Raw genomic sequence first — 18,371 nt, 5'->3', positions numbered from 1 at the left:
CAAAAGGAGTAGAGTCATGAAAAAAATCAACTTTTTTAAGCACTTTACGATGTCGAAGAAATTAATTACTGCATTCTTAGCGATTCTCCTAGTGCCAATTCTCGTATTGGCCGCATTTTCTTATGAAGTGGCATCAAAGTCTCTCAATGATGAGATTATGTCTAGTGCTGCAAATGGTGTTCAACAATTAAACGAACTCATTAATAAAGATATACAGCCTAAAATTGACATTGTTTCATATTTATCCAGATCGGTCAAAAAGGAAGAATTGACTGCTAAAAACAAAGATTTACTCAAATTGAAATTAGAGCAATTATCGGAAACAGATGATGATGTAGTAGAAGTATTTGTTGCAGATCAAAATGGTAAACTAACTGAATATTCCAAGATTCACAAAGGTAATGCAAAGAGCGCAAAAAATGAACCATGGTTTCAGCAATCGATGGGAGAGAAGAAACTCATCATTTCAAATCCTTTTGCCGACAAGTCATCAGATGACCTGCTCATCACAATATCAGAACAGTTAGCAGATGGATCTGGTGTGATTGGGGTGAATGTACGATTAAATACGGTTGTAAAAGATACAAACAGCATCAAAATTGGCCAAGAAGGCTATGCGTTTATCGCCACATCAGATCAGCGTTATGTGGCCCATAAAACCGATAAGGCGGGGACAAAGCTGACTGGTGACTTCATCTCAAAACTATATGATAAAAAAGAAGGCAGCTTTGAATATGAATACAATGGCCAGCCGAAGCAAATGTTTTTTGCCACAAATGAAGCAACCGGCTGGAAGCTAGCTGGAACGATGTATGTGAATGAAGTAAAAGAAGCCGCACAGCCAGTGCTCGACTTAACAATGATTATCCTTGCGGCTGCGATTGCCATTGGCGGAATCGCGATTTATTTTATTATTAAATCGATTCGAAAGCCACTGATAGAGCTCTCTGAATCGGCTGAGAAAATCAGTCAAGGTGATTTGACCCAGCATATTGAAGTTCGTACGCACGATGAAATTGGTAAGCTAGCGCAGAGCTTTAACGACATGTCAGCAAAGCTGAAGCAAGTCATTCAAGCTGTCCAAAATTCCATTGAAAATGTGGCTGCTTCGTCTGAAGAGTTAACGGCAAGTGCAGGACAGACAGCTCAAGCGACTGAGCATATCACATCATCTATTGAACAGTTCTCAAACAGCACTGAACATCAAAATGATATGATCGAAAAAAGCTCAGTCCAGTTAAACGAAATGGATCGGAGCTTATCGCATATGGTCGACACAACCTCTCATATGATGGAATCGTCGATCGAATCGAGCAGAACCGCTCAGGCTGGAGGAGAACTCGTTCAAAAAACAGCAGGTCAAATGCAAACCATAGAGCAGGCAGTAAAAGAAGCAGAGCTTGTCATTGCAGGCTTGGAGCAGAAATCAAAGGATATTACAAACATTCTTGGGGTCATCAACGGTATTGCGGATCAAACGAATCTCCTTGCTTTAAACGCTGCGATCGAAGCCGCACGAGCAGGTGAAGCAGGCAGAGGTTTCTCTGTTGTCGCAGAAGAAGTCCGCAAATTGGCAGAGCAGTCAGGAAGCTCTTCAAAAGAAATTGAAAGCCTGACGAACGAAATTGTGGAGGAAATAGAAAAATCGCAGAAAATGTTTAAACAAGTAGCAGGTGAAGTACAATCTGGATTAAACATTACAGATGAAACGAAAGTGAGTTTTGAGAAAATCACTGATAAAACATCAGAAATGACAGAACAAATGAAACAAATGAACGGATCAGCCAAAGAGCTATCGCATGGCTCAAATGATATTTCTCATGCGGTGAATCAAATCAAAGAGCTCTCAAGAGAAAGCTCAGCAGGCTTCCAAGATATCGCGGCATCAGCAGAAGAACAGCTTGCATCTATGGAAGAGATCAGCTCATCCTCTGCCACTTTATCTCAGATGGCAGAAGAACTAAGGGAGCTCATTAAACAATTTAAAATGTAAGAGAGTAGCGAAACACCTGACGTCAAAACGTCAGGTGTTTTTCCATTCGATGCATATAAATTGGGTAATTTGGACTTATTTAGACTTTAATAAGTTAAAAAAGCAAAGAACCTAGTAGTACTTCCGATATATATACTATCTTACTAAAAGGAGTTTTCTTTTTTATGAAATTCATACAGTATTTCAGAAAGCCATCTATTTCAAAAAAGCTCGTATTCTCTTTCTTATTTATTCTTTTATGCCCAATCATCGTATTGGCATTCTCTTCATACCATACGGCAAGCACCTCCTTAAATGATCAAATTATGCAAAGTGCAAAGGAAAACGTAGAGCAGCTAGATAAAAATATTACGAAGGTTGTAAAAGTGAAAACAGACGCAGCCGATTTCTTTAGCAAATGGATCACGGAGAAAAAGCTCAAGCAAAAAGGAACGACCGATATTCAAGGACGCTTTGAGCAGTTCATGAGCATGAATGATGACACAGAAGGCATTTTTGTCGCTTCAAGTGACGGCAAAGTGTTTTCAAGATATCCTAATCAAAAAATGCCTGCCGATTATGTCGCAACTGAGCGTGATTGGTATAAAGACGGCTGGGCGAAAAACGGTGAGCTGTCTGTTTCAGCACCATATGCAACGGCTTCAACCGGTACACTTGTGGTGACCATCTCTAAAAAATTAGAGGATGGATCAGGCGTCATCGCGATGAACCTAGACATTGCGAATCTAGTTAAAGAGTCCAATAGCATTAACATTGGGAAACAAGGCTTTGCCTTTATTGGAAGTCCAGATCGCACATATGTGGCGCATCCAAAGAAAAAAGCAGGAACAAAAATATCTGGTGGTGAATGGTTAGAAAAACTGTATTCACAAGATAACGGAGCTATGAGCTACATGTTTGAAGGAAAAGAAAAGCAAATGGAGTTCACCACAAACAAGGCGACTGGCTGGAAGATTGTCGGGACGATGTTTGTCAGTGAAGTAGAAGAAGCTGCACAGCCAGTCTTTAACATGGCCGCTATTATTTTAACAGGCGCGCTTATCATTGGCGGGATTCTAATCTTCTTTATCATCCGTTCCATTACAAAACCACTTTCCACTCTTGTCTCTTCTTCGAAGAAGATCAGTCAGGGAGATTTGACAGAAAAAATTGATGTCCGCTCAAAAGATGAAATTGGACAGCTTGGCACAAGCTTTAATGAAATGAGTGAGTCCCTAAGAGATGTTATTCAAGCTGTACAAACATCTGTTGAGAATGTCGCTTCATCATCTGAAGAACTGACGGCGAGCGCAGGTCAAACAACAAAAGCAACCGAACATATTACATCATCTATTGAAACATTCTCAAATGGCAACGAAAATCAAAGCGAAATGGTGGAGCAAAGCGCGGCTCATTTAAAACAAATGAATGAGGGTCTGAACGAAGTTGCCGAAACGTCTGATGTTATCACATCGTCATCTATTCAATCAAAAACAGTTGCGGAAACAGGCGGACAGCTTGTGGAGCAAACTGTTGGCCAAATGAAGACGATTGACCATTCAGTGAAAGAAGCTGAAGGCGTGATCAACGGGCTAGAGCATAAATCAAAAGATATCACAAACATCTTAGGCGTGATTAACGGTATTGCGGATCAAACGAATTTACTTGCACTAAATGCCGCCATTGAAGCAGCACGCGCAGGCGAGTCAGGCAGAGGATTCTCTGTTGTTGCCGAAGAAGTGCGTAAACTAGCGGTTCAATCATCGGATTCAGCAAAAGAGATTGAAAAGCTTGTAAATGAAATCGTCACTGAAATTGAAACATCTCAAAATATGTTCAAAGCAGTGAATGAAGAAGTGAAGAATGGTCTTACAATTACAGATCAAACGAAAGAAAGCTTCTCACAAATAAATGAACAAACAGCGGAAATCGCAGCAAGAATGAATGAAATGAATACAACGGTGCGCGAGCTGTCGAAAGGATCTGAGCAAATTTCTAAAGCAGTGAATGAAATTGCAGATGTATCAAGAGAGAGTTCAGCAAGCATCCAAGATATCGCAGCATCTGCTGAAGAGCAGCTTGCTTCTATGGAAGAGATTAGTTCTTCATCTACGACTCTTTCCCAAATGGCGGAAGAATTACGTGATTTAATTAAAAAATTCAAGATTAGTGAATAAGGTTAAGTGGTTCTCCTCAAGGGGAACCGCTTTTCTTTTTAACAGGACATCTCGTACAATAGAGGAAATCGAAAGAAGAGGAGAGATAGTATGCGTTTATCAGATAAGAAGGTCATTGCGTTTGTCAGCGATGATTTTGAAGATTTAGAGCTGTGGTATCCGGTTCTGCGATTAAGAGAAGAGGGAGCAACTGTCCATCTTGTAGGTGAAAAAGCAAATCATGAGTACATCGGGAAATATGGTGTGCCGGCGGTATCCGATGCAGATTTTTATTCCATTCAAGCTGATGATTATGATGCTGTGCTTGTCCCTGGTGGATGGGCGCCTGATAAACTGCGCCGTTATCCAGAAGTATTAGACATCGTCCGTACATTTGATGCGAAGGCAAAACCAATCGGTCAGATTTGTCATGCCGGCTGGGTGCTGATATCAGCAGGAATCCTGAAAGGCAGACAAGTGACAAGTACACCTGGTATTAAAGATGATATGACAAATGCTGGTGCGGACTGGTTCGATGAGGCAGTCGTCACAGATGGCCACCTCATCTCCAGCAGACGCCCTCCTGACCTTCCGCCGTATGTGAAAGCATTTGCGGATGTGTTAGCGGCAAAATAAATAACTGACACAAAACGTAAAAAAACAAAGGGCGAACAAATCAATCATTCGCCCTTTGTTCATCATTTCATGCCCTACCATGCCCTATACATTTTGTCTGTCGGCAGGATACATCACGCCCATTTGTCTTCTCGCTTCGTCCATGACGGACATGGTTTGAACAGATAAGGCAAATGTATTGACCGGAGACTGCCCCATTCCCTGCTGAATACACTCAATAAAATGATTCATTTCATAAGACATAGCTGGCTGATCATCTTTGAGAGAGATGTCAGTTTGATGTCCGTCACGGTCATATATCGTAATTTGTGAAGGACGGTGGAATTGATCAATCACCATCGTAGCATCCTCGCCTTGAATTTCAGCCGATAAATGAGACGTTGAAATTTTAGAATGAAAAAGAAGTGCTTGATGCCCGTCATACTGTAAAAGGACTGAACCGTTCCCATCCACACCAGAAGAAAGCTTATAGCCTCTCGCGGTGATTTGATTCGGCAGACCAAATAAGGATATGACTGGGTAAACGAGGTACACCCCGATATCCATTAAAGAACCATTGGATAGCTCAGGCTTAAAGGCATTTGGAAGCTCGCCGCTTCGATAGGCATCGTATCTTGAAGAATATTTACAGTAATGCGCGACCACTTGCCTGATAGGTCCAAGCTGATCAAGATGCTGTTTGATTTGAAGGAAGTTAGGCAGAAATGTCGTTTTCATCGCTTCCATCAAACAAACGTGATGTTTTTTCGCTGCGGCAATCATTTCTTCCACTTCTTTTCGATGAGAGGCGAATGGTTTTTCGCATAAAACATGCTTTTGATGCTCCATCATCAACATGGCTTGCTCTTTATGAAGGGCATTTGGACTCGCAATATACACGGCATCAAACGTATCACTTTCCGCCATTTGTTGTAAGTTCGTAAAAACCGTATCAATCCCATATTTTTCGGCAAAGGCCTGTCCTTTTTCAGCGGACCGTGAATAGACGGCTGTACATGTAAAATCAGCTAGTTCTTCACCAGCTTGTAAGAACCGATCTGTAATCCAGTTCGTTCCGATGACAGCAAATCGAATCATGTGATTCCCTCCTTCTGCTTTTCTCTGATTATACATGCTTTGAAAGCGTTTGTATGAAAGAATATTCTTTTTATTGATAAGCGGATGAAACCTTTATATAGGCTGAAACGTCTTACATAAAGGATATAAATGTACGAAAAGTGGGTAGTTTCTTCCTTCTTGGGGTAATACTCAGGATAGAAGGGAGAGGAGGAAACTTGAAGCGCGTCCTGCATATAGGAAGTACATACACCTTTGCGCTTTTATTCATAGCGGCTGGTATTTTTCATGTGATAGAGCCGAGCGGCTTTGCCCGCATGATGCCAGGCTGGCCATTTCCATATGTAATGGTCTATGCGACTGCATGTTTTGAATGGCTGCTGGCCGTGCTGCTTCTTTTGCCAAATGTCAGGATTACAGCGGCAAAATCCATTGCTGTCTATCTTGTACTCATTTTCCCTGCAAACTTATTTGCTGCTCGTGAGGGAATACCATTTCCAGGTCAAGAAGATACAGAACAAGCCTTGCTATGGATAAGGCTTATTGGACAGCCGATTCTCATTGTATGGGTGATGTCTATTGCAAAATGGGAAAAAAAGCTGAAACAATGACCACCATATCATGATCAAGTAGTGTACAATTTACTCATAAAAATAGCCCGTGTTTGGAGGAACGATATGAACTCTATGCAAATGTGGAGCAGTCGATTTAGAAAATTTTTTCTTGATAACAAGTTTGTTCTCTTTTTACTCGTCCTGTTATTAATTGGATTGAATATCCTTGTTTTCATGAAAACATCATTTATTTTCACACCGCTCATTGTACTCGTCAAAACCATTGCCTTACCGATTATTTTAACGGGGGTCGTGTATTATTTATTAAATCCAATTGTCAACTTGTTAGAGAAAGCAAGAATTAAGCGGATCTATTCCATTTTGCTTTTATATATTGTCATTATTGGGATTATTACAGTGACCATCGTGTCCATTATTCCTTTTTTACAAGCTCAAACCATGAGTCTCTTTCATAATCTTCCGAAATACGTCGATACGGTAGAAGATCAAATTAGACAATTAACAGGAAGTAACTTTATTAATCAAGTGCAAAACTCGATGAACTTTAACGTGTCTGAATTAGTAAGTAAAGCATCCAGTCAAGCGACGAAGATTTTGGAAAGCACCTTTACCGGTGTAGGAACATTCTTAGGGGCGCTCACAGAAGTCATCATCTCGATCGTGACTGTGCCGTTTATTCTGTTTTATCTATTAAAAGACGGCAAAAAGCTGCCTGACTATCTATTGAAATTTTTCCCAAGTAAAATGAGGGAACATACACATATCATGCTTCACGAAATGAACCACCGTCTGAGCTCGTATATTCGCGGACAGATCATTGTCAGCTTCTGTATCGGTGTTCTTCTGTTAATCGGTTATATGATCATTGGACTTGACTATGCGCTGCTGCTCGCTATCATTGCTGCATGTACAAGCATAGTGCCTTACCTTGGTCCAACAATTGCGATTACACCAGCGATTGTGATTGCACTTGTGACGTCACCAGTAATGCTGTTAAAACTCATTATAGTCTGGACAGTGGTTCAGCTAGTTGAAGGGAAATTCATTTCTCCTCAGGTGATGGGGAAAAACCTTCATATTCATCCCATTACGATTATTTTTGTTATATTAACAGCTGGGAAATTGTTCAACGTGGTCGGCATTATTGTCGCTATTCCGACGTATGCCGTTCTGAAGGTCATCACGACTCACTTATTTGATTGGTTCAAAATGCGGTCCAATTTGTATAAAGAAGAAAAGGTTTGATGTCATAATCTTTTTTTGAAAAAAATATAGTATCATAAAGACGAGCTTTCGATGAAGGAAGCTTGTCTTTATGTGGACATAGATGTTTAGCGTGTTCAAAAGATCAGAATTGAAAGGAAAGAAAATCATGAATCTATGGGATTTATTCGTGGCACTGGTTTTAGGAATTGTCGAAGGATTAACAGAATACGCACCTGTTTCATCTACAGGTCACATGATCATTGTCGATGATCTTTGGTTAAAATCAAAGGAAATTATTACGCCAGAAGCGGCCAACACATTTAAAGTCGTGATTCAGTTAGGCTCAATTTTAGCTGTTATGATCGTGTTTAAAGATCGTATTTTAAACTTATTGGGCTTAAAGAAAAATATCACCGAAGAACAAAAGCGCAGCGGGCATAAACTGACCATCGCCCAAATTGCAGTTGGACTTGTTCCAGCCGTCATTTTAGGATTCTTATTTGAAGATTATATTGATAAATACTTATTTGACGTCAGAACGGTCGCTGTCGGTTTGATTTTAGGGGCAGTGCTGATGCTTGTCGCTGACTGGATCAATAAACGAAAAACAGAAACAAGCTCTGTCGATAACATGACGTACAGACAAGCGCTTTATATTGGACTGTTTCAATGTTTAGCATTATGGCCAGGCTTTTCGCGCTCAGGTTCGACGATCGCAGGCGGGGTTATTCTTGGTTTGAATCACCGTGCTGCGGCAGACTTTACATTTATCATGGCGATGCCGATTATGGCAGGAGCAAGCTTGTTAACCCTTGTGAAAAATGCCGAATATTTAACACCGGACATGCTGCCATTCTTTATCGTCGGCTTTGTGAGTGCGTTCGTTGTGGCTCTCTTTGTTGTTCGATTCTTCCTAAAACTGATCAATAAAATCAAACTAGTGCCTTTTGCGATATACCGAATTATCCTAGGTGTGATTTTATTTATCCTGTTCATGTAATACTGTAAACTACTCTTTTATAAAGAGTAATTTCAGCGTGTAGACAAACCCTCGCATTCGGTGTCAGGTCTGCGCTCCAGTGCTCACGAATGTCGAATTCGCTCCGCTCCGGTGCTCGCCCTTCCTAGACTGCAAAGGTTTTCTATCACGCTGAAAAGAAGACAAAGGGCTAAAATCAAGATCATTTTAGCCCTTTGTCAACAATCTGAAACTACTCTTTTATAAGGGTAGTTTTTTTGTTATTTCGCCTAATTAAACAGTAAAAACCCCCTCTTAATTGGTAGAATAAGAATTTTTTTCATAAATTAGTGTTTAAGGGACAGATAAAGGGGTAGTACATAAACATACCAATTAAAGGAGGAGTTAGAAATAATGAGAAAAACAAGCAAAATGTTTGTTGGTTCTGTCATCGCTACGTCAATGATTGCTGCCCCTCTATCTCTTACGACTTTTGGTCAAACGGCTGAAGCTGCTACAACAACAGGTGTTGATGGAAGTGTCTCAATTGATCCAGTAGCCATTGCCGATAAAATTGAACAAGCAGTAAAATCATCTCAAAATCGTGATGGATTCGTAAAAAATGCGGCATACAGTGCGTTCTATGAAGCAGGTCAAAACTACAACGTTGTTGTCCAAAACTTAAGCCAAGACCACGACTTTAGCGGTCTGAACAATGTTGTTTACTATGATAGTGTTGAATATGACGGTATTACGTTTGGTATTTGGGTATTTGAAGATGGTACGTTTGTCAATAATGGCGACGGTGGATATATTAACTGGACGTTTGTTGGCAGCTTTGACCGAGAAGATGGAAGCGGAACTGTCGATTTTCATAAAAGATTCTAATCTTAAAAGTCTGCCGGAGAATCGGCAGACTTTTTTTATAACGCACATTCTTCTATTTCAAACCCTAAATCTTCAATGATGTGATGATCCGTTTGGACTTGCTGGCCTTTTGTTGTTAAATAATCACCAACAAAAATGGAATTTGCGGCATAAAGTGCGAGCGGCTGGAGTGTCCGTAAATTAAACTCTCTGCCTCCGGATACCCGAATTTCTTTTGTTGGGTTGACAAATCTCATCATTGCCAGCACTTTCAATGCTTTGATTGGGTGTGTTCGTTTTTGATGCTCAAGCGGTGTTCCTTCGATGGCATGAAGAAAGTTGACTGGAATTGAATCCGCATCAAGTGCTCTGAGCGCAAAAGCCATTTCAACAATTTGCTGATTGGTTTCACCCATTCCAATAATGACCCCTGAGCAAGGTGACATGCCGGACTGTTTGACCTGCTCAATGGTCGATACACGGTCATTGTATGTATGAGTTGTCGTAATGTGAGCATGATGATCATGATGTGTATTGATATTGTGATTATACCGATGAACACCCGCTTCCTTCAGCCGCTTCGCTTTTTCTTCATTTAATAACCCAAGACAGGCACATACCTTCAAAGGCATTGTTTCAGTGATCTCCTTGACTGCTGCTGTGACTTCATCTAATTCCCTATGAGAAGGCGCTCTCCCGCTTGCCACAATACAATAAGTCCCGGCTTTTCTTTTGAGAGCTTCACGCGCACCAGCTACAATGGTCTTTTGATCAAGCATTGTATATCTTTCAACTGGTGCTTTTGAAATCATCGACTGTGAACAATATCCACAATTCTCAGGGCAATATCCACTTTTCGCGTTAAAAATCATATTTAATTTCACCTTTTTTTGAAAAAAATGAAATCGCACTTGATAGGCTGCATGCATAATAGGTAACAATTCTCTATCGTCAGCTTCAAGAATGTCTAGACCCTCTTGCGCCGTGATCGGTTCATTTTTCATCGCCTTCTCCGCTATTGCTTCCCAAGACAAAGACAGCTGCTCTCTCATCATGAATGCCCCCTCAATATGTTAACTTATATTTATTAAAAGTTAACATATTGAGCGGATGTTGGCAATCATGTTTCAGATGAAACCAACTCTAAACACCAAAAGGCGATGACTTCATGTCATCGCCTTTAGATATGTAAAGCTAGATTGTTTATCGAACAGTAATATAGTTAATCACAAGCTCGCCTAGTGAATTATAGTAGGAAACTGTTACAGAACCGCGTTGTACAGCGCGAATCCAAGTGAAGTTTGGAGCTGTTTGATCTAATTGAATCGCATACGTTGCACCCGACACAGAAATTTGGCTTGCTGGAAGAGAGACGGCGATTGAAGAACCTACAGAAAGTGTACGGTTCACCGTAATTACTTTATTCATAATAGGAGCTTTTGCTATGACTGGTTCTTTTGGCTGTGCAGCTGCATGAGCACCTTCAGTTTGAGAGAACGTAAGAGCACCTACAGCAGCTAAAGACAATGTACAGATTTTCATGAATTTTTTCATCGATAACACTCCTTTTTTTGGTATATACATATATTAATAATAATAGAATTATTTGTCAATTAATATATATGAAAAAAAGAGTAATTATGGTGAAAATTGTCACATATTTGTTGAAAAAGACATGATTTTTTATTCATATGCTATTTCTTTTTTAAGGGAAAAAGAGGTATAAAAAAAGCTGGGTTTGTCCCAGCGTAAAGCAGATGAAAAGAGATGATCAATGGTCGTCACGCTTTTTTGGCTGACGACCTTTTTGCTTCTCTTTCTCTCTAATGTAGTTAATAAAATCGATGGTTTGTCTTCGTGCTTCTTCGGAAAAATCTGAGGCTGCTTTAAACGCAATTTGCAAATCAGGATCGTCTGCAAGATCGTCATCGGGCCTGCCTTTGTCCTTACCTGTGAGAAGATAATCGGTTGAGACCCCATATAACTCGGCAATTTTCACAATCATTTCACCGTCGGGTTTTCTCAAGCCGTATTCCCAGTTTGCATAAGTGGACATTGCCTTTAATCCGAGTTTTTTAGCAACTGTTGACTTGCTCCATCCATGCTTCTCTCTTAATTCAGTTAGAATCTTCCCAGTCAAATTATCCATCAGAAACACCTTTTTTCATGTTATGAGTAAATTTTATCATGAATTACACGGAAAAGATAAATAAATACACAAAAAGAATAAAAATGTGATTGACTTACTCGTTACGTGTATATTATCATAATGAATATAACTTACACATATTGAGTAAGAGGTGGACAAATGAAACTTGAAAATTTACGAGAAGAGCGCATATTGCAAGGTAAAACACAAACCTATATGGCGAAAAAATTGGGATATAAGTACACAAGCGGCTATGCGAATATCGAAATGGGCAGAACGAAGCCTAGCTTAGAAATAGCAAAGCATATTGCAGATCTGCTGAATACCGGGGTTCAAGAGCTTTTTTTTGGCCAAAAGTTACACGAAAAGAGTAATTCTTTAAGAGAAGATCGGTTCTTAGAAAAGGGGAGACGAGCAGAATGAATATTGAACATCCAATGGTGACTCAGATGAGTGACTTTGGTTATCCAAAAAGCTATTGGTTATATGACATGAAACGATATGGATACCAAACAGAAATTGAGGACAGCTTGGAGGGAGCTGAAGAAGATGAGACATCAGCTGACGTTTGATGCTAGAAAAGAAGCGCAGCTTTGTTTAGACCAAGCTGGCGGCTGGATCGCCTTTCATCGTCAGAAACCGATGTTTGTTTTTGCCACAGCAGAAGAGAAAGAGACATATATGACCCTCCTGGAGGCTAAGGTCGATGATACAAAAAAGGAGGAATCAGGGCAACGTGAAACGATGGAAGCAAATCATGACATTTTTGAAATGCTTGCTCAAAGCGAGTAAAAACGAACAAGACATCCGCCAGTGGTCAAAGGATGACGGGAGATCATAACATGGTCATCCATTTAATTATTGAACATGAGCATTTGTTAACAAAAGAGACATTGATGGAAAGAATACGATCAGCTGCAAAAGGGCAATGCCCCCAAAAATTAAAAGGCGCACTATCACTTGAAATTCGTTTATTTGATCACATGCCGTTTGACATAGCTGACTGCCAAAAAAAGCGTACATACGCAGAAAAAGGGTTGATACGCCCAGTACACGTCAGCATCTTTCAGCCGAATCTACAGCATATTCAAGAAGCACTTCATTCTATAGCTGATGAAGTCCCTCTGCAGATGGTCGATTTAAGAGTTTCCCAGTTTTATAGTATGTGTCCAAGAGTTGAAATCATTATCAATACGGTAGGTGGTGGCACGAGGCCATCACCAAAAAAGGAGACAAGCATATGAACGAGCCAAAACAACTATTCATTCAAGAAAACCAAACATTTGTCGGTGAGATGGAAAAAGGAAAAATTCAAGTCATCGTGTTAGATGGGAATGTAGGAACGGCTTATAAAATGGATGTACCTGAACATGGAAAAACCATTATTCAAACGGCAAAAGGTTATTTTGCAAGAGTAGATCACGAGATTGGTTTTAAAATCAGCTAACTGACTGAACACATCAAAGCACAATATTATGTCCAAGACGGAAAGCCTGCGGACACTGATCAAGACCCTGCTAAAAGGGGGCCTGATTGGTGTCCGTTTTTTATTTTCTTAAAAAAAGGGAGAGAGCCAATATGCAAGATTTACTCATTGAATATAAAAGAGCTTTAAAGAATGCTAGAAAACAATATGAACCATTTAAAGAAAAAGAAGAACATCAGCTGTCCGTTCAAGACAAGCATGATAAAAAAATGATCGCCAGTATGGTAAGCGATCTGGAATATGTAGTAGAATGGCTTCAAATCGGAAGAGAGCCAGGTGCGCGCAGAGGATTAGACAGACGTTCAGTCTATCAGCGTACCATTCTCGCAAATCCAGAAGTGTTAGAGGCTTTATCACATGAATATACCCTTATTCAAGAGAAAGAAAGAGAAGTCAGTGAGAGAGACAAAAGACGAATTGATGAAGCTTTGTCTGTTTTAACAGATCGAGAAAAGGACGTATTCTTTATGCACACAACACAAGGGTTATCGTTTAGCGAGATTGCGGTTATGCTGGATGTCAAAAAAGGAACTGTCCAAAAACATATGGAAAGAGCGCGGACGAAGATGTCCAAAAAAGTACAAGAACGCCTATTCAGAGCTGCTGAATAGGCGTTTTTTCTATCCGAAAATAAATCAGTGAAAGCTTGTCTTACAGTTGCCACCTATAGTTAGAAAGACCAAACGAATGTTTGCTAGCCCTACACAAATGATTCCTTCAGAGGGAATCATTCGAATTAAAAGGAGGCGGCAGGTGAATGTAAATGAAAGATAAACGGATAGAGGCCAAGCAGGATTATATGAAGGGGATGACGTACCAGCAAATTGCTGATCATTACAATGTCTCGATCCATACCGTCAAATCGTGGAAAAGGCGATACGGATGGCAAAGACAAAAAACTTCGTCAAAGCAAGCACACTCGATTTTCAATCATTTTCTTTCAGATGAAACGATTGAAATCATGGAGAAAATGGATGGACGCACATCGCTTGATTTAATCTGGGATCAAATTCAAATTCAATATGCAGCCATTATTCGGGCGCAGCGAATCATGTATGTAGCAGATCAAGAGGACATGATCAAAGAGCTGAAAAAGGCGGCATACATGCCTTCTTCATTAGAAGAAACAGGAGAAGGCATTCAGACAGAACTAGACATCACCTCAGAAGAATATTCGTTTCAATTTTCATGGGATCGGCATGCGACGTTTTTAAATGCACAATCCCGTGCAATGGGTGAACTCAGGCGTTTAATAAAACAGTTTGAAGAGCTCGCACATGCGAAGGATGAACGAAGATTAAGGCTGAAACAAATTGAACTGACGATCGAAAAAACGAAAAAAGCAGTGCGTGAAGAAAAAGAGGAAGATCTTCAAATCATGATCAAGCGAAAAGAGGACGACTCATGACGCCATTGATTGAAAAAGAAGTCAATCCTCATTTTGAACACTTTCTATTCGATTGGAATCAAAAGTTTCAATTTTTAGTAGGGGGCTACGGCTCCTCTAAAAGCTATCACATTGCTTTAAAGCTCGTCTTAAAGCTGCTGGAAGAAAAGCGGACAGCACTTGTCATTCGAGAAGTGTATGATACGCACCGCGAATCAACCTTTTCTTTATTACAAGAAATCGTCAGCGACCTCGGCATCGACCACGTGGTGAAGTGCCGAAGTTCGCCGCTTGCACTAACATTTCGAAACGGCAGCAGCATCCTATTTAAAGGGCTGGACAAGCCTGAAAAATTGAAATCGATCAACAACATTTCGATCATTTGGATTGAGGAATGTTCAGAGGTTTCTTATGAAGGCTTTAAAGAGCTGCTTGGAAGGCTGAGGCATCCATCCTTACCGCTTTATATGATGTTATCGACGAATCCTGTTGGTCAGGATAATTGGACGTACAGACATTTTTTTAGAGATGAACAGCTGAAGCGATTTGTTTTAGATGACGAAACCTTATACAAAAAGCGAACCGTTGTCATCAAGGATACGTATTACCATCACTCCACGGCGGAAGATAACCTATTCCTTCCTAAAAGCTACGTGAAGCAGCTGGATGAGCTGAAAGAGTATGATCCAGATCTCTATCGCATTGCGAGGAAGGGGTATTTCGGCATTAATGGCACAAAGGTTTTTCCTCAATTTGAGGTGAGAAGCCATTCTGATGTAATAGAAGCCATTCAGCAGATTGACAGACCGCTGAAACGAGCAGGCATGGATTTTGGATTTGTTGAATCATACAATGCGCTCATTCGGTTAGCTGTCGATCATGAAAAAAAGTACTTATATATTTATTGGGAATATTACGACCGCGGGAAAACAGATGATGAAACAGCTATTGACTTGAAAGAGTTCATTGAATCAAAGGAACTGATTAAAGCCGACGCAGCCGAACCTAAAACCATTCACTATTTTCGGCAGCGCGGCTTTCAAATGGTAGCGGCACATAAGTTCCAAGGCTCACGTTTGCAGTATACAAAAAAGATCAAACGGTTTAAGAAAATTATTTGTTCTGATGCTTGTCCATATACCATCTATGAACTTCAATCACTAACCTATAAGGCAGATAAGGATGGACGTCTAGAGGAAGATGAATTTCAAATCGATCCGCACACTTTATCAGCCATCTGGTATGCGCTGGATGATTATGAAGTGACAGATCTGAAGCAGACCGCCTCAGAGCGTGTCCGTCCAAACAGAGAGAGGAGGTCCATACAATGAAACAATTGAAAGCAACCATTATGAAGGCAAACATGTCTGATCATACAAAACAAATGTATGCAGATGAATTTTCCTACGAAAAAGATGACATTGTTCCCCCGCCTTACAATATCAATGAATTAAAAAGCATGGCAGAATATTCAACCATTCTTCAGCAATGTATTGATGCGTATAAGACCAATATTTTAGGCTTTGGTTTTGGTGTAGAATATGCCTTTGACTTTAATGCAGAAGGTGTGAAACCGGCAAAAAAGAAAGCAGCAGAGAAGGAATGGACAAGACTTGAAGAGTTTACGAAATACATGAACTATGATGAGTCTGCTGACGTGGTGCTTGGCTATGTCATCGAAGACCGGGAGAAAACGGGGAATGGTTTTTTAGAGGTTCTCCGAGATGGTCAGGGAAAGCCGGCAGGAATCGAGTATTTAGATGCGCTCCATATCCGTATTTGCAAGCTTAGTGAGCCAGTTGACGTTGAATTCCGGTATACAGAAAACGGCGAATTGAAAACAATGAATCGAAAGAAACGATTCCGTAAATATGTGCAGGTGATCAATGAAAAGAAAGTCTTCTTCAAGGAGTATGGTGATCCGCGCATTTTACATTGTGAAACAGGCAAATACGATGACACCACCCCAGAGCCGCTGCGCGCAACAGAAGTGATTCATTTTAAAATAGGCAGTGGAACGTATGGGATTCCCCGCTGGATTGGCAACATCGTCAATATGTATGGGGCACGCAAGGCAGAAGAATTGAACTATCTTTATTTTAAACAAGGGCGGCATGTACCTGGTGCCATCATTGTCGAAAATGGAATGCTGTCTGAGTCTTCCTATCAGCAGCTTCAGGATTATATGGACGATATCGAAGGCTCTGATCATGCACATAAGTTTCTCTTGCTTGAAGTCGAAGGTCTCCCGACGGAAAAAGGGTTAACTGGAGAAGAAGATGTCTCAAATGTCAAAGTGAACTTCAAATCCCTAGCAGAGATCTTGCAAGAAGATGCACTCTTTTTAGAATACGATGAAAAAACAAGAAACAAAATCCGATCTGCTTTTCGCCTGCCGCCTATTTACACAGGTGAGTCTCAAGACTATAACAAAGCGACAGCCGATACGGCGCGAAAAACAACAGAAGAACAGGTATTTCAGCCTGAACGGCATCTCATCACAGGAAAGCTCAATACCCTTTTCTTGCCGGATCTTGATATTTGGCATGTTCGTTTCCTATTAAATGGTCCTGACTTTAGAGATCCATTAGAGATTGCCAAAGTTCTGACACCGTTTATTCAGGCTGGGGCAGTGTCACCAAACGATTTACGAGATCTAGCAGGACGTATTCTTGGGAAAACGTTAGAGGAATGGCCGGAGGATCTCTATCACAGACCTTTAGAAAGCCGCATGACATCAACCGAACAACAGCCTCAACGAGAGGCCAATCAGCTGAAGAAATAAACCGAAGCGCATGCGCTTTTTTGAAAGGGGGTGAACATATGCCAAGAGAATTAAAAAACGCAAAAATTACGCATGTTTCCTATGTGGACAGAGCCGCAAACAAAAAGAAATTCTTTTTGATGAAGGCAAAGAAAAGCCAGCCTGACTTTCAAAAGGAGGTTAGTGTGCTGACAAAGGCAGAAGATGCTCATCGCCTTGTGTATGGTGTCGTGTATGAACCGAATACACCTGATGCACATCAAGACTTTATGTCTGCCAAAGAAATTGAAAGAGCGGCACATGGTTTTATGAAGGATGCCCGCCACATTGACAAGCAGCATGATTTTCAACATGGTGTGGGCGAGGTTGTTGAATCATACATTGCCCCCGCTGATTTTGAGGTAGGCGGTGAGCAGATTCGAAAAGGATCTTGGGTACTTGTAACAAAGGCTTCCCAAGAGATTTGGGATCAAATTCAGAAAGGCCACATTACAGGGTATTCAATGGCTGGAACGGCGGACATCGTAGCAATAGAAGAACAAGATCAGCTCCTATCTCAAAGCACAAATGAGAGAGGGCTTTTTTCTTTGCTGAAAAATTTCTTTTTGAAAGAGGAAGGTGCAAACATGTCACAACAATTTTGGAGCGTTTTAGACCATCTGCTGGAAGCCTTACAGTCAAGTGATGGTGATGAGGCGGGTGTAAGATCAGCGCTTGAGCAATTGCTGCCAATCGTGCAGGACATTTTGAAGACAGAGGATGTGCTTCAAACGATTGGTGAAAGGCCAGCCTCCGTACAAAAACAAGATGCCGCTCTGACAACGGAGCAAGTACAAGAGCTTGAAAAAGCAAAAATGGCCATTGAACACGTCTTACAGCAGGCAGAACAGCAGGAAACAGATCAAACAGAGGAAGAACCTGTCCAAAAGGTGCTTGAGCAAGTCGTTGCACCGATTCGTCATCAGCTTTCTTCCTTAGAGAAATCAGCCAGCAGAGAAAAAGCAGCGCTTGAGCAAGTGCTTCAGCAGCAGCTTTTGCCTATTTCAGAGCGGATTCACATGCTTGAAAAAGCGCGCGGTATGTCAAAACAAACAATCCACGATACACAAAACGACAGTACAAAGCCCATATGGGATGGCTTACTATAAGCCTAAATAAG

21 protein-coding genes are annotated in these 18,371 nt (G+C 40.8%); 17 read left to right on the top strand and 4 right to left on the bottom strand.

Going from position 1 to position 18,371, the window contains the following annotated elements:
• The first annotated feature begins 16 nt into the window (after positions 1-16).
• The 3 genes from MHH61_RS04285 to MHH61_RS04275 all read left to right on the top strand — a co-directional run bounded on the left by MHH61_RS04285 (position 17) and on the right by MHH61_RS04275 (position 4,764).
• On the top strand, positions 17-1,993 hold the full coding sequence (locus MHH61_RS04285) for a methyl-accepting chemotaxis protein (RefSeq protein WP_125586195.1): 1,977 nt from the start codon (positions 17-19) through the stop codon (positions 1,991-1,993).
• Between the two features lie 164 nt (positions 1,994-2,157).
• Positions 2,158-4,149, top strand: coding sequence for a methyl-accepting chemotaxis protein (locus MHH61_RS04280; RefSeq protein ID WP_024425916.1), 1,992 nt, complete (start codon positions 2,158-2,160; stop codon positions 4,147-4,149).
• A gap of 90 nt (positions 4,150-4,239) precedes the next feature.
• Positions 4,240-4,764 carry a type 1 glutamine amidotransferase domain-containing protein gene (locus MHH61_RS04275; RefSeq protein WP_024423278.1) on the top strand — a complete coding sequence of 175 codons (525 nt, stop codon included), beginning with the start codon at positions 4,240-4,242 and terminating at the stop codon, positions 4,762-4,764.
• 84 nt (positions 4,765-4,848) lie between these two features.
• On the opposite strand, the gene MHH61_RS04270 is transcribed toward MHH61_RS04275, so the two are convergent.
• Entirely contained in the window at positions 4,849-5,841 is a 993-nt protein-coding gene (locus tag MHH61_RS04270) for a Gfo/Idh/MocA family protein (protein WP_056765934.1), read from the bottom strand.
• A gap of 197 nt (positions 5,842-6,038) precedes the next feature.
• Between MHH61_RS04270 and MHH61_RS04265 the strand changes: the two genes are divergently transcribed.
• The 4 genes from MHH61_RS04265 to MHH61_RS04250 all read left to right on the top strand — a co-directional run bounded on the left by MHH61_RS04265 (position 6,039) and on the right by MHH61_RS04250 (position 9,447).
• Positions 6,039-6,431, top strand: a complete 393-nt coding sequence (locus MHH61_RS04265; protein WP_125586197.1) for a DoxX family protein — start codon at positions 6,039-6,041, stop codon at positions 6,429-6,431.
• 66 nt (positions 6,432-6,497) lie between these two features.
• Complete coding sequence (locus MHH61_RS04260) at positions 6,498-7,640, top strand: AI-2E family transporter (RefSeq protein WP_024423275.1); 1,143 nt, start codon at positions 6,498-6,500, stop codon at positions 7,638-7,640.
• Between the two features lie 127 nt (positions 7,641-7,767).
• Positions 7,768-8,601 carry an undecaprenyl-diphosphate phosphatase gene (locus MHH61_RS04255; RefSeq protein WP_025094210.1) on the top strand — a complete coding sequence of 278 codons (834 nt, stop codon included), beginning with the start codon at positions 7,768-7,770 and terminating at the stop codon, positions 8,599-8,601.
• A 372-nt stretch (positions 8,602-8,973) separates the two neighbouring features.
• Positions 8,974-9,447 (top strand): hypothetical protein, encoded by a 474-nt coding sequence (locus MHH61_RS04250; protein WP_024423274.1) that lies wholly within the window; start codon positions 8,974-8,976, stop codon positions 9,445-9,447.
• A gap of 35 nt (positions 9,448-9,482) precedes the next feature.
• On the opposite strand, the gene bioB is transcribed toward MHH61_RS04250, so the two are convergent.
• The 3 genes from bioB to MHH61_RS04235 form a co-directional block, all read right to left on the bottom strand.
• Entirely contained in the window at positions 9,483-10,478 is a 996-nt protein-coding gene (gene bioB, locus MHH61_RS04245; protein WP_125586199.1) for a biotin synthase BioB, read from the bottom strand.
• Positions 10,479-10,629: 151 nt separating this feature from the next.
• The gene (locus tag MHH61_RS04240; RefSeq protein WP_024425911.1) at positions 10,630-10,980 is read right to left on the bottom strand and encodes a hypothetical protein; all 351 of its coding nucleotides are present in this window, start codon (positions 10,978-10,980) and stop codon (positions 10,630-10,632) included.
• A 217-nt stretch (positions 10,981-11,197) separates the two neighbouring features.
• Positions 11,198-11,575 carry a helix-turn-helix domain-containing protein gene (locus MHH61_RS04235; RefSeq protein WP_024423272.1) on the bottom strand — a complete coding sequence of 126 codons (378 nt, stop codon included), beginning with the start codon at positions 11,573-11,575 and terminating at the stop codon, positions 11,198-11,200.
• A 159-nt stretch (positions 11,576-11,734) separates the two neighbouring features.
• On the opposite strand from MHH61_RS04235, the gene MHH61_RS04230 reads away from it, so the two are divergent.
• From MHH61_RS04230 to MHH61_RS04185, 10 genes are all read left to right on the top strand, one after another.
• The gene (locus MHH61_RS04230; protein ID WP_034624558.1) at positions 11,735-11,998 is read left to right on the top strand and encodes a helix-turn-helix transcriptional regulator; all 264 of its coding nucleotides are present in this window, start codon (positions 11,735-11,737) and stop codon (positions 11,996-11,998) included.
• Complete coding sequence (locus MHH61_RS04225; protein WP_162860191.1) at positions 11,995-12,147, top strand: hypothetical protein; 153 nt, start codon at positions 11,995-11,997, stop codon at positions 12,145-12,147. Before MHH61_RS04230 ends, MHH61_RS04225 begins: the two co-directional genes overlap by 4 nt.
• Positions 12,125-12,367 carry a hypothetical protein gene (locus MHH61_RS04220; RefSeq protein ID WP_029706250.1) on the top strand — a complete coding sequence of 81 codons (243 nt, stop codon included), beginning with the start codon at positions 12,125-12,127 and terminating at the stop codon, positions 12,365-12,367. Before MHH61_RS04225 ends, MHH61_RS04220 begins: the two co-directional genes overlap by 23 nt.
• Before the next feature lie 50 nt (positions 12,368-12,417).
• On the top strand, positions 12,418-12,819 hold the full coding sequence (locus tag MHH61_RS04215) for a holliday junction resolvase (RefSeq protein ID WP_125586201.1): 402 nt from the start codon (positions 12,418-12,420) through the stop codon (positions 12,817-12,819).
• Entirely contained in the window at positions 12,816-13,022 is a 207-nt protein-coding gene (locus MHH61_RS04210; RefSeq protein ID WP_125586203.1) for an XtrA/YqaO family protein, read from the top strand. The genes MHH61_RS04215 and MHH61_RS04210 overlap by 4 nt, the downstream gene beginning before the upstream one ends.
• Positions 13,023-13,153: 131 nt before the next feature.
• A complete protein-coding gene (locus MHH61_RS04205) occupies positions 13,154-13,672 on the top strand; it encodes a sigma-70 family RNA polymerase sigma factor (RefSeq protein ID WP_024423267.1) in 519 nt (172 codons plus the stop codon).
• 152 nt (positions 13,673-13,824) lie between these two features.
• Positions 13,825-14,469: a phage terminase small subunit gene (gene terS / locus MHH61_RS04200; protein WP_125586205.1), complete on the top strand. Its 645-nt coding sequence runs from the start codon at positions 13,825-13,827 to the stop codon at positions 14,467-14,469.
• A gap of 8 nt (positions 14,470-14,477) precedes the next feature.
• The gene (locus MHH61_RS04195) at positions 14,478-15,779 is read left to right on the top strand and encodes a PBSX family phage terminase large subunit (RefSeq protein WP_164512160.1); all 1,302 of its coding nucleotides are present in this window, start codon (positions 14,478-14,480) and stop codon (positions 15,777-15,779) included.
• Positions 15,776-17,233 carry a phage portal protein gene (locus MHH61_RS04190; RefSeq protein WP_125586207.1) on the top strand — a complete coding sequence of 486 codons (1,458 nt, stop codon included), beginning with the start codon at positions 15,776-15,778 and terminating at the stop codon, positions 17,231-17,233. Before MHH61_RS04195 ends, MHH61_RS04190 begins: the two co-directional genes overlap by 4 nt.
• A 38-nt stretch (positions 17,234-17,271) precedes the next feature.
• Positions 17,272-18,360 carry an XkdF-like putative serine protease domain-containing protein gene (locus MHH61_RS04185; protein ID WP_125586209.1) on the top strand — a complete coding sequence of 363 codons (1,089 nt, stop codon included), beginning with the start codon at positions 17,272-17,274 and terminating at the stop codon, positions 18,358-18,360.
• The last annotated feature ends 11 nt before the right edge of the window (positions 18,361-18,371 follow it).

It is taken from the genome of Bacillus sp. FSL K6-3154, assembly GCF_040869395.1.
In the GTDB taxonomy this organism is placed as follows: domain Bacteria; phylum Bacillota; class Bacilli; order Bacillales; family Bacillaceae; genus Bacillus; species Bacillus safensis.
This window is presented reverse-complemented; position numbering and strand designations above follow the sequence as displayed.

Excerpts from the sequence above, each read along its gene's own strand:
- MHH61_RS04285 (WP_125586195.1), top strand. The coding sequence starts at position 17 with ATGAAAAAAATCAACTTTTTTAAGCACTTTACGATGTCGAAGAAATTA.
- MHH61_RS04280 (WP_024425916.1), top strand. The coding sequence starts at position 2,158 with ATGAAATTCATACAGTATTTCAGAAAGCCATCTATTTCAAAAAAGCTC.
- MHH61_RS04275 (WP_024423278.1), top strand. The coding sequence starts at position 4,240 with ATGCGTTTATCAGATAAGAAGGTCATTGCGTTTGTCAGCGATGATTTT.
- MHH61_RS04270 (WP_056765934.1), bottom strand. The coding sequence starts at position 5,841 with ATGATTCGATTTGCTGTCATCGGAACGAACTGGATTACAGATCGGTTC.
- MHH61_RS04260 (WP_024423275.1), top strand. The coding sequence starts at position 6,498 with ATGAACTCTATGCAAATGTGGAGCAGTCGATTTAGAAAATTTTTTCTT.
- MHH61_RS04255 (WP_025094210.1), top strand. The coding sequence starts at position 7,768 with ATGAATCTATGGGATTTATTCGTGGCACTGGTTTTAGGAATTGTCGAA.
- MHH61_RS04250 (WP_024423274.1), top strand. The coding sequence starts at position 8,974 with ATGAGAAAAACAAGCAAAATGTTTGTTGGTTCTGTCATCGCTACGTCA.
- bioB (WP_125586199.1), bottom strand. The coding sequence starts at position 10,478 with ATGAGAGAGCAGCTGTCTTTGTCTTGGGAAGCAATAGCGGAGAAGGCG.
- MHH61_RS04240 (WP_024425911.1), bottom strand. The coding sequence starts at position 10,980 with ATGAAAAAATTCATGAAAATCTGTACATTGTCTTTAGCTGCTGTAGGT.
- MHH61_RS04235 (WP_024423272.1), bottom strand. The coding sequence starts at position 11,575 with ATGGATAATTTGACTGGGAAGATTCTAACTGAATTAAGAGAGAAGCAT.
- MHH61_RS04230 (WP_034624558.1), top strand. The coding sequence starts at position 11,735 with ATGAAACTTGAAAATTTACGAGAAGAGCGCATATTGCAAGGTAAAACA.
- MHH61_RS04225 (WP_162860191.1), top strand. The coding sequence starts at position 11,995 with ATGAATATTGAACATCCAATGGTGACTCAGATGAGTGACTTTGGTTAT.
- MHH61_RS04220 (WP_029706250.1), top strand. The coding sequence starts at position 12,125 with ATGAGACATCAGCTGACGTTTGATGCTAGAAAAGAAGCGCAGCTTTGT.
- MHH61_RS04215 (WP_125586201.1), top strand. The coding sequence starts at position 12,418 with ATGGTCATCCATTTAATTATTGAACATGAGCATTTGTTAACAAAAGAG.
- MHH61_RS04210 (WP_125586203.1), top strand. The coding sequence starts at position 12,816 with ATGAACGAGCCAAAACAACTATTCATTCAAGAAAACCAAACATTTGTC.
- MHH61_RS04205 (WP_024423267.1), top strand. The coding sequence starts at position 13,154 with ATGCAAGATTTACTCATTGAATATAAAAGAGCTTTAAAGAATGCTAGA.
- terS (WP_125586205.1), top strand. The coding sequence starts at position 13,825 with ATGAAAGATAAACGGATAGAGGCCAAGCAGGATTATATGAAGGGGATG.
- MHH61_RS04190 (WP_125586207.1), top strand. The coding sequence starts at position 15,776 with ATGAAACAATTGAAAGCAACCATTATGAAGGCAAACATGTCTGATCAT.
- MHH61_RS04185 (WP_125586209.1), top strand. The coding sequence starts at position 17,272 with ATGCCAAGAGAATTAAAAAACGCAAAAATTACGCATGTTTCCTATGTG.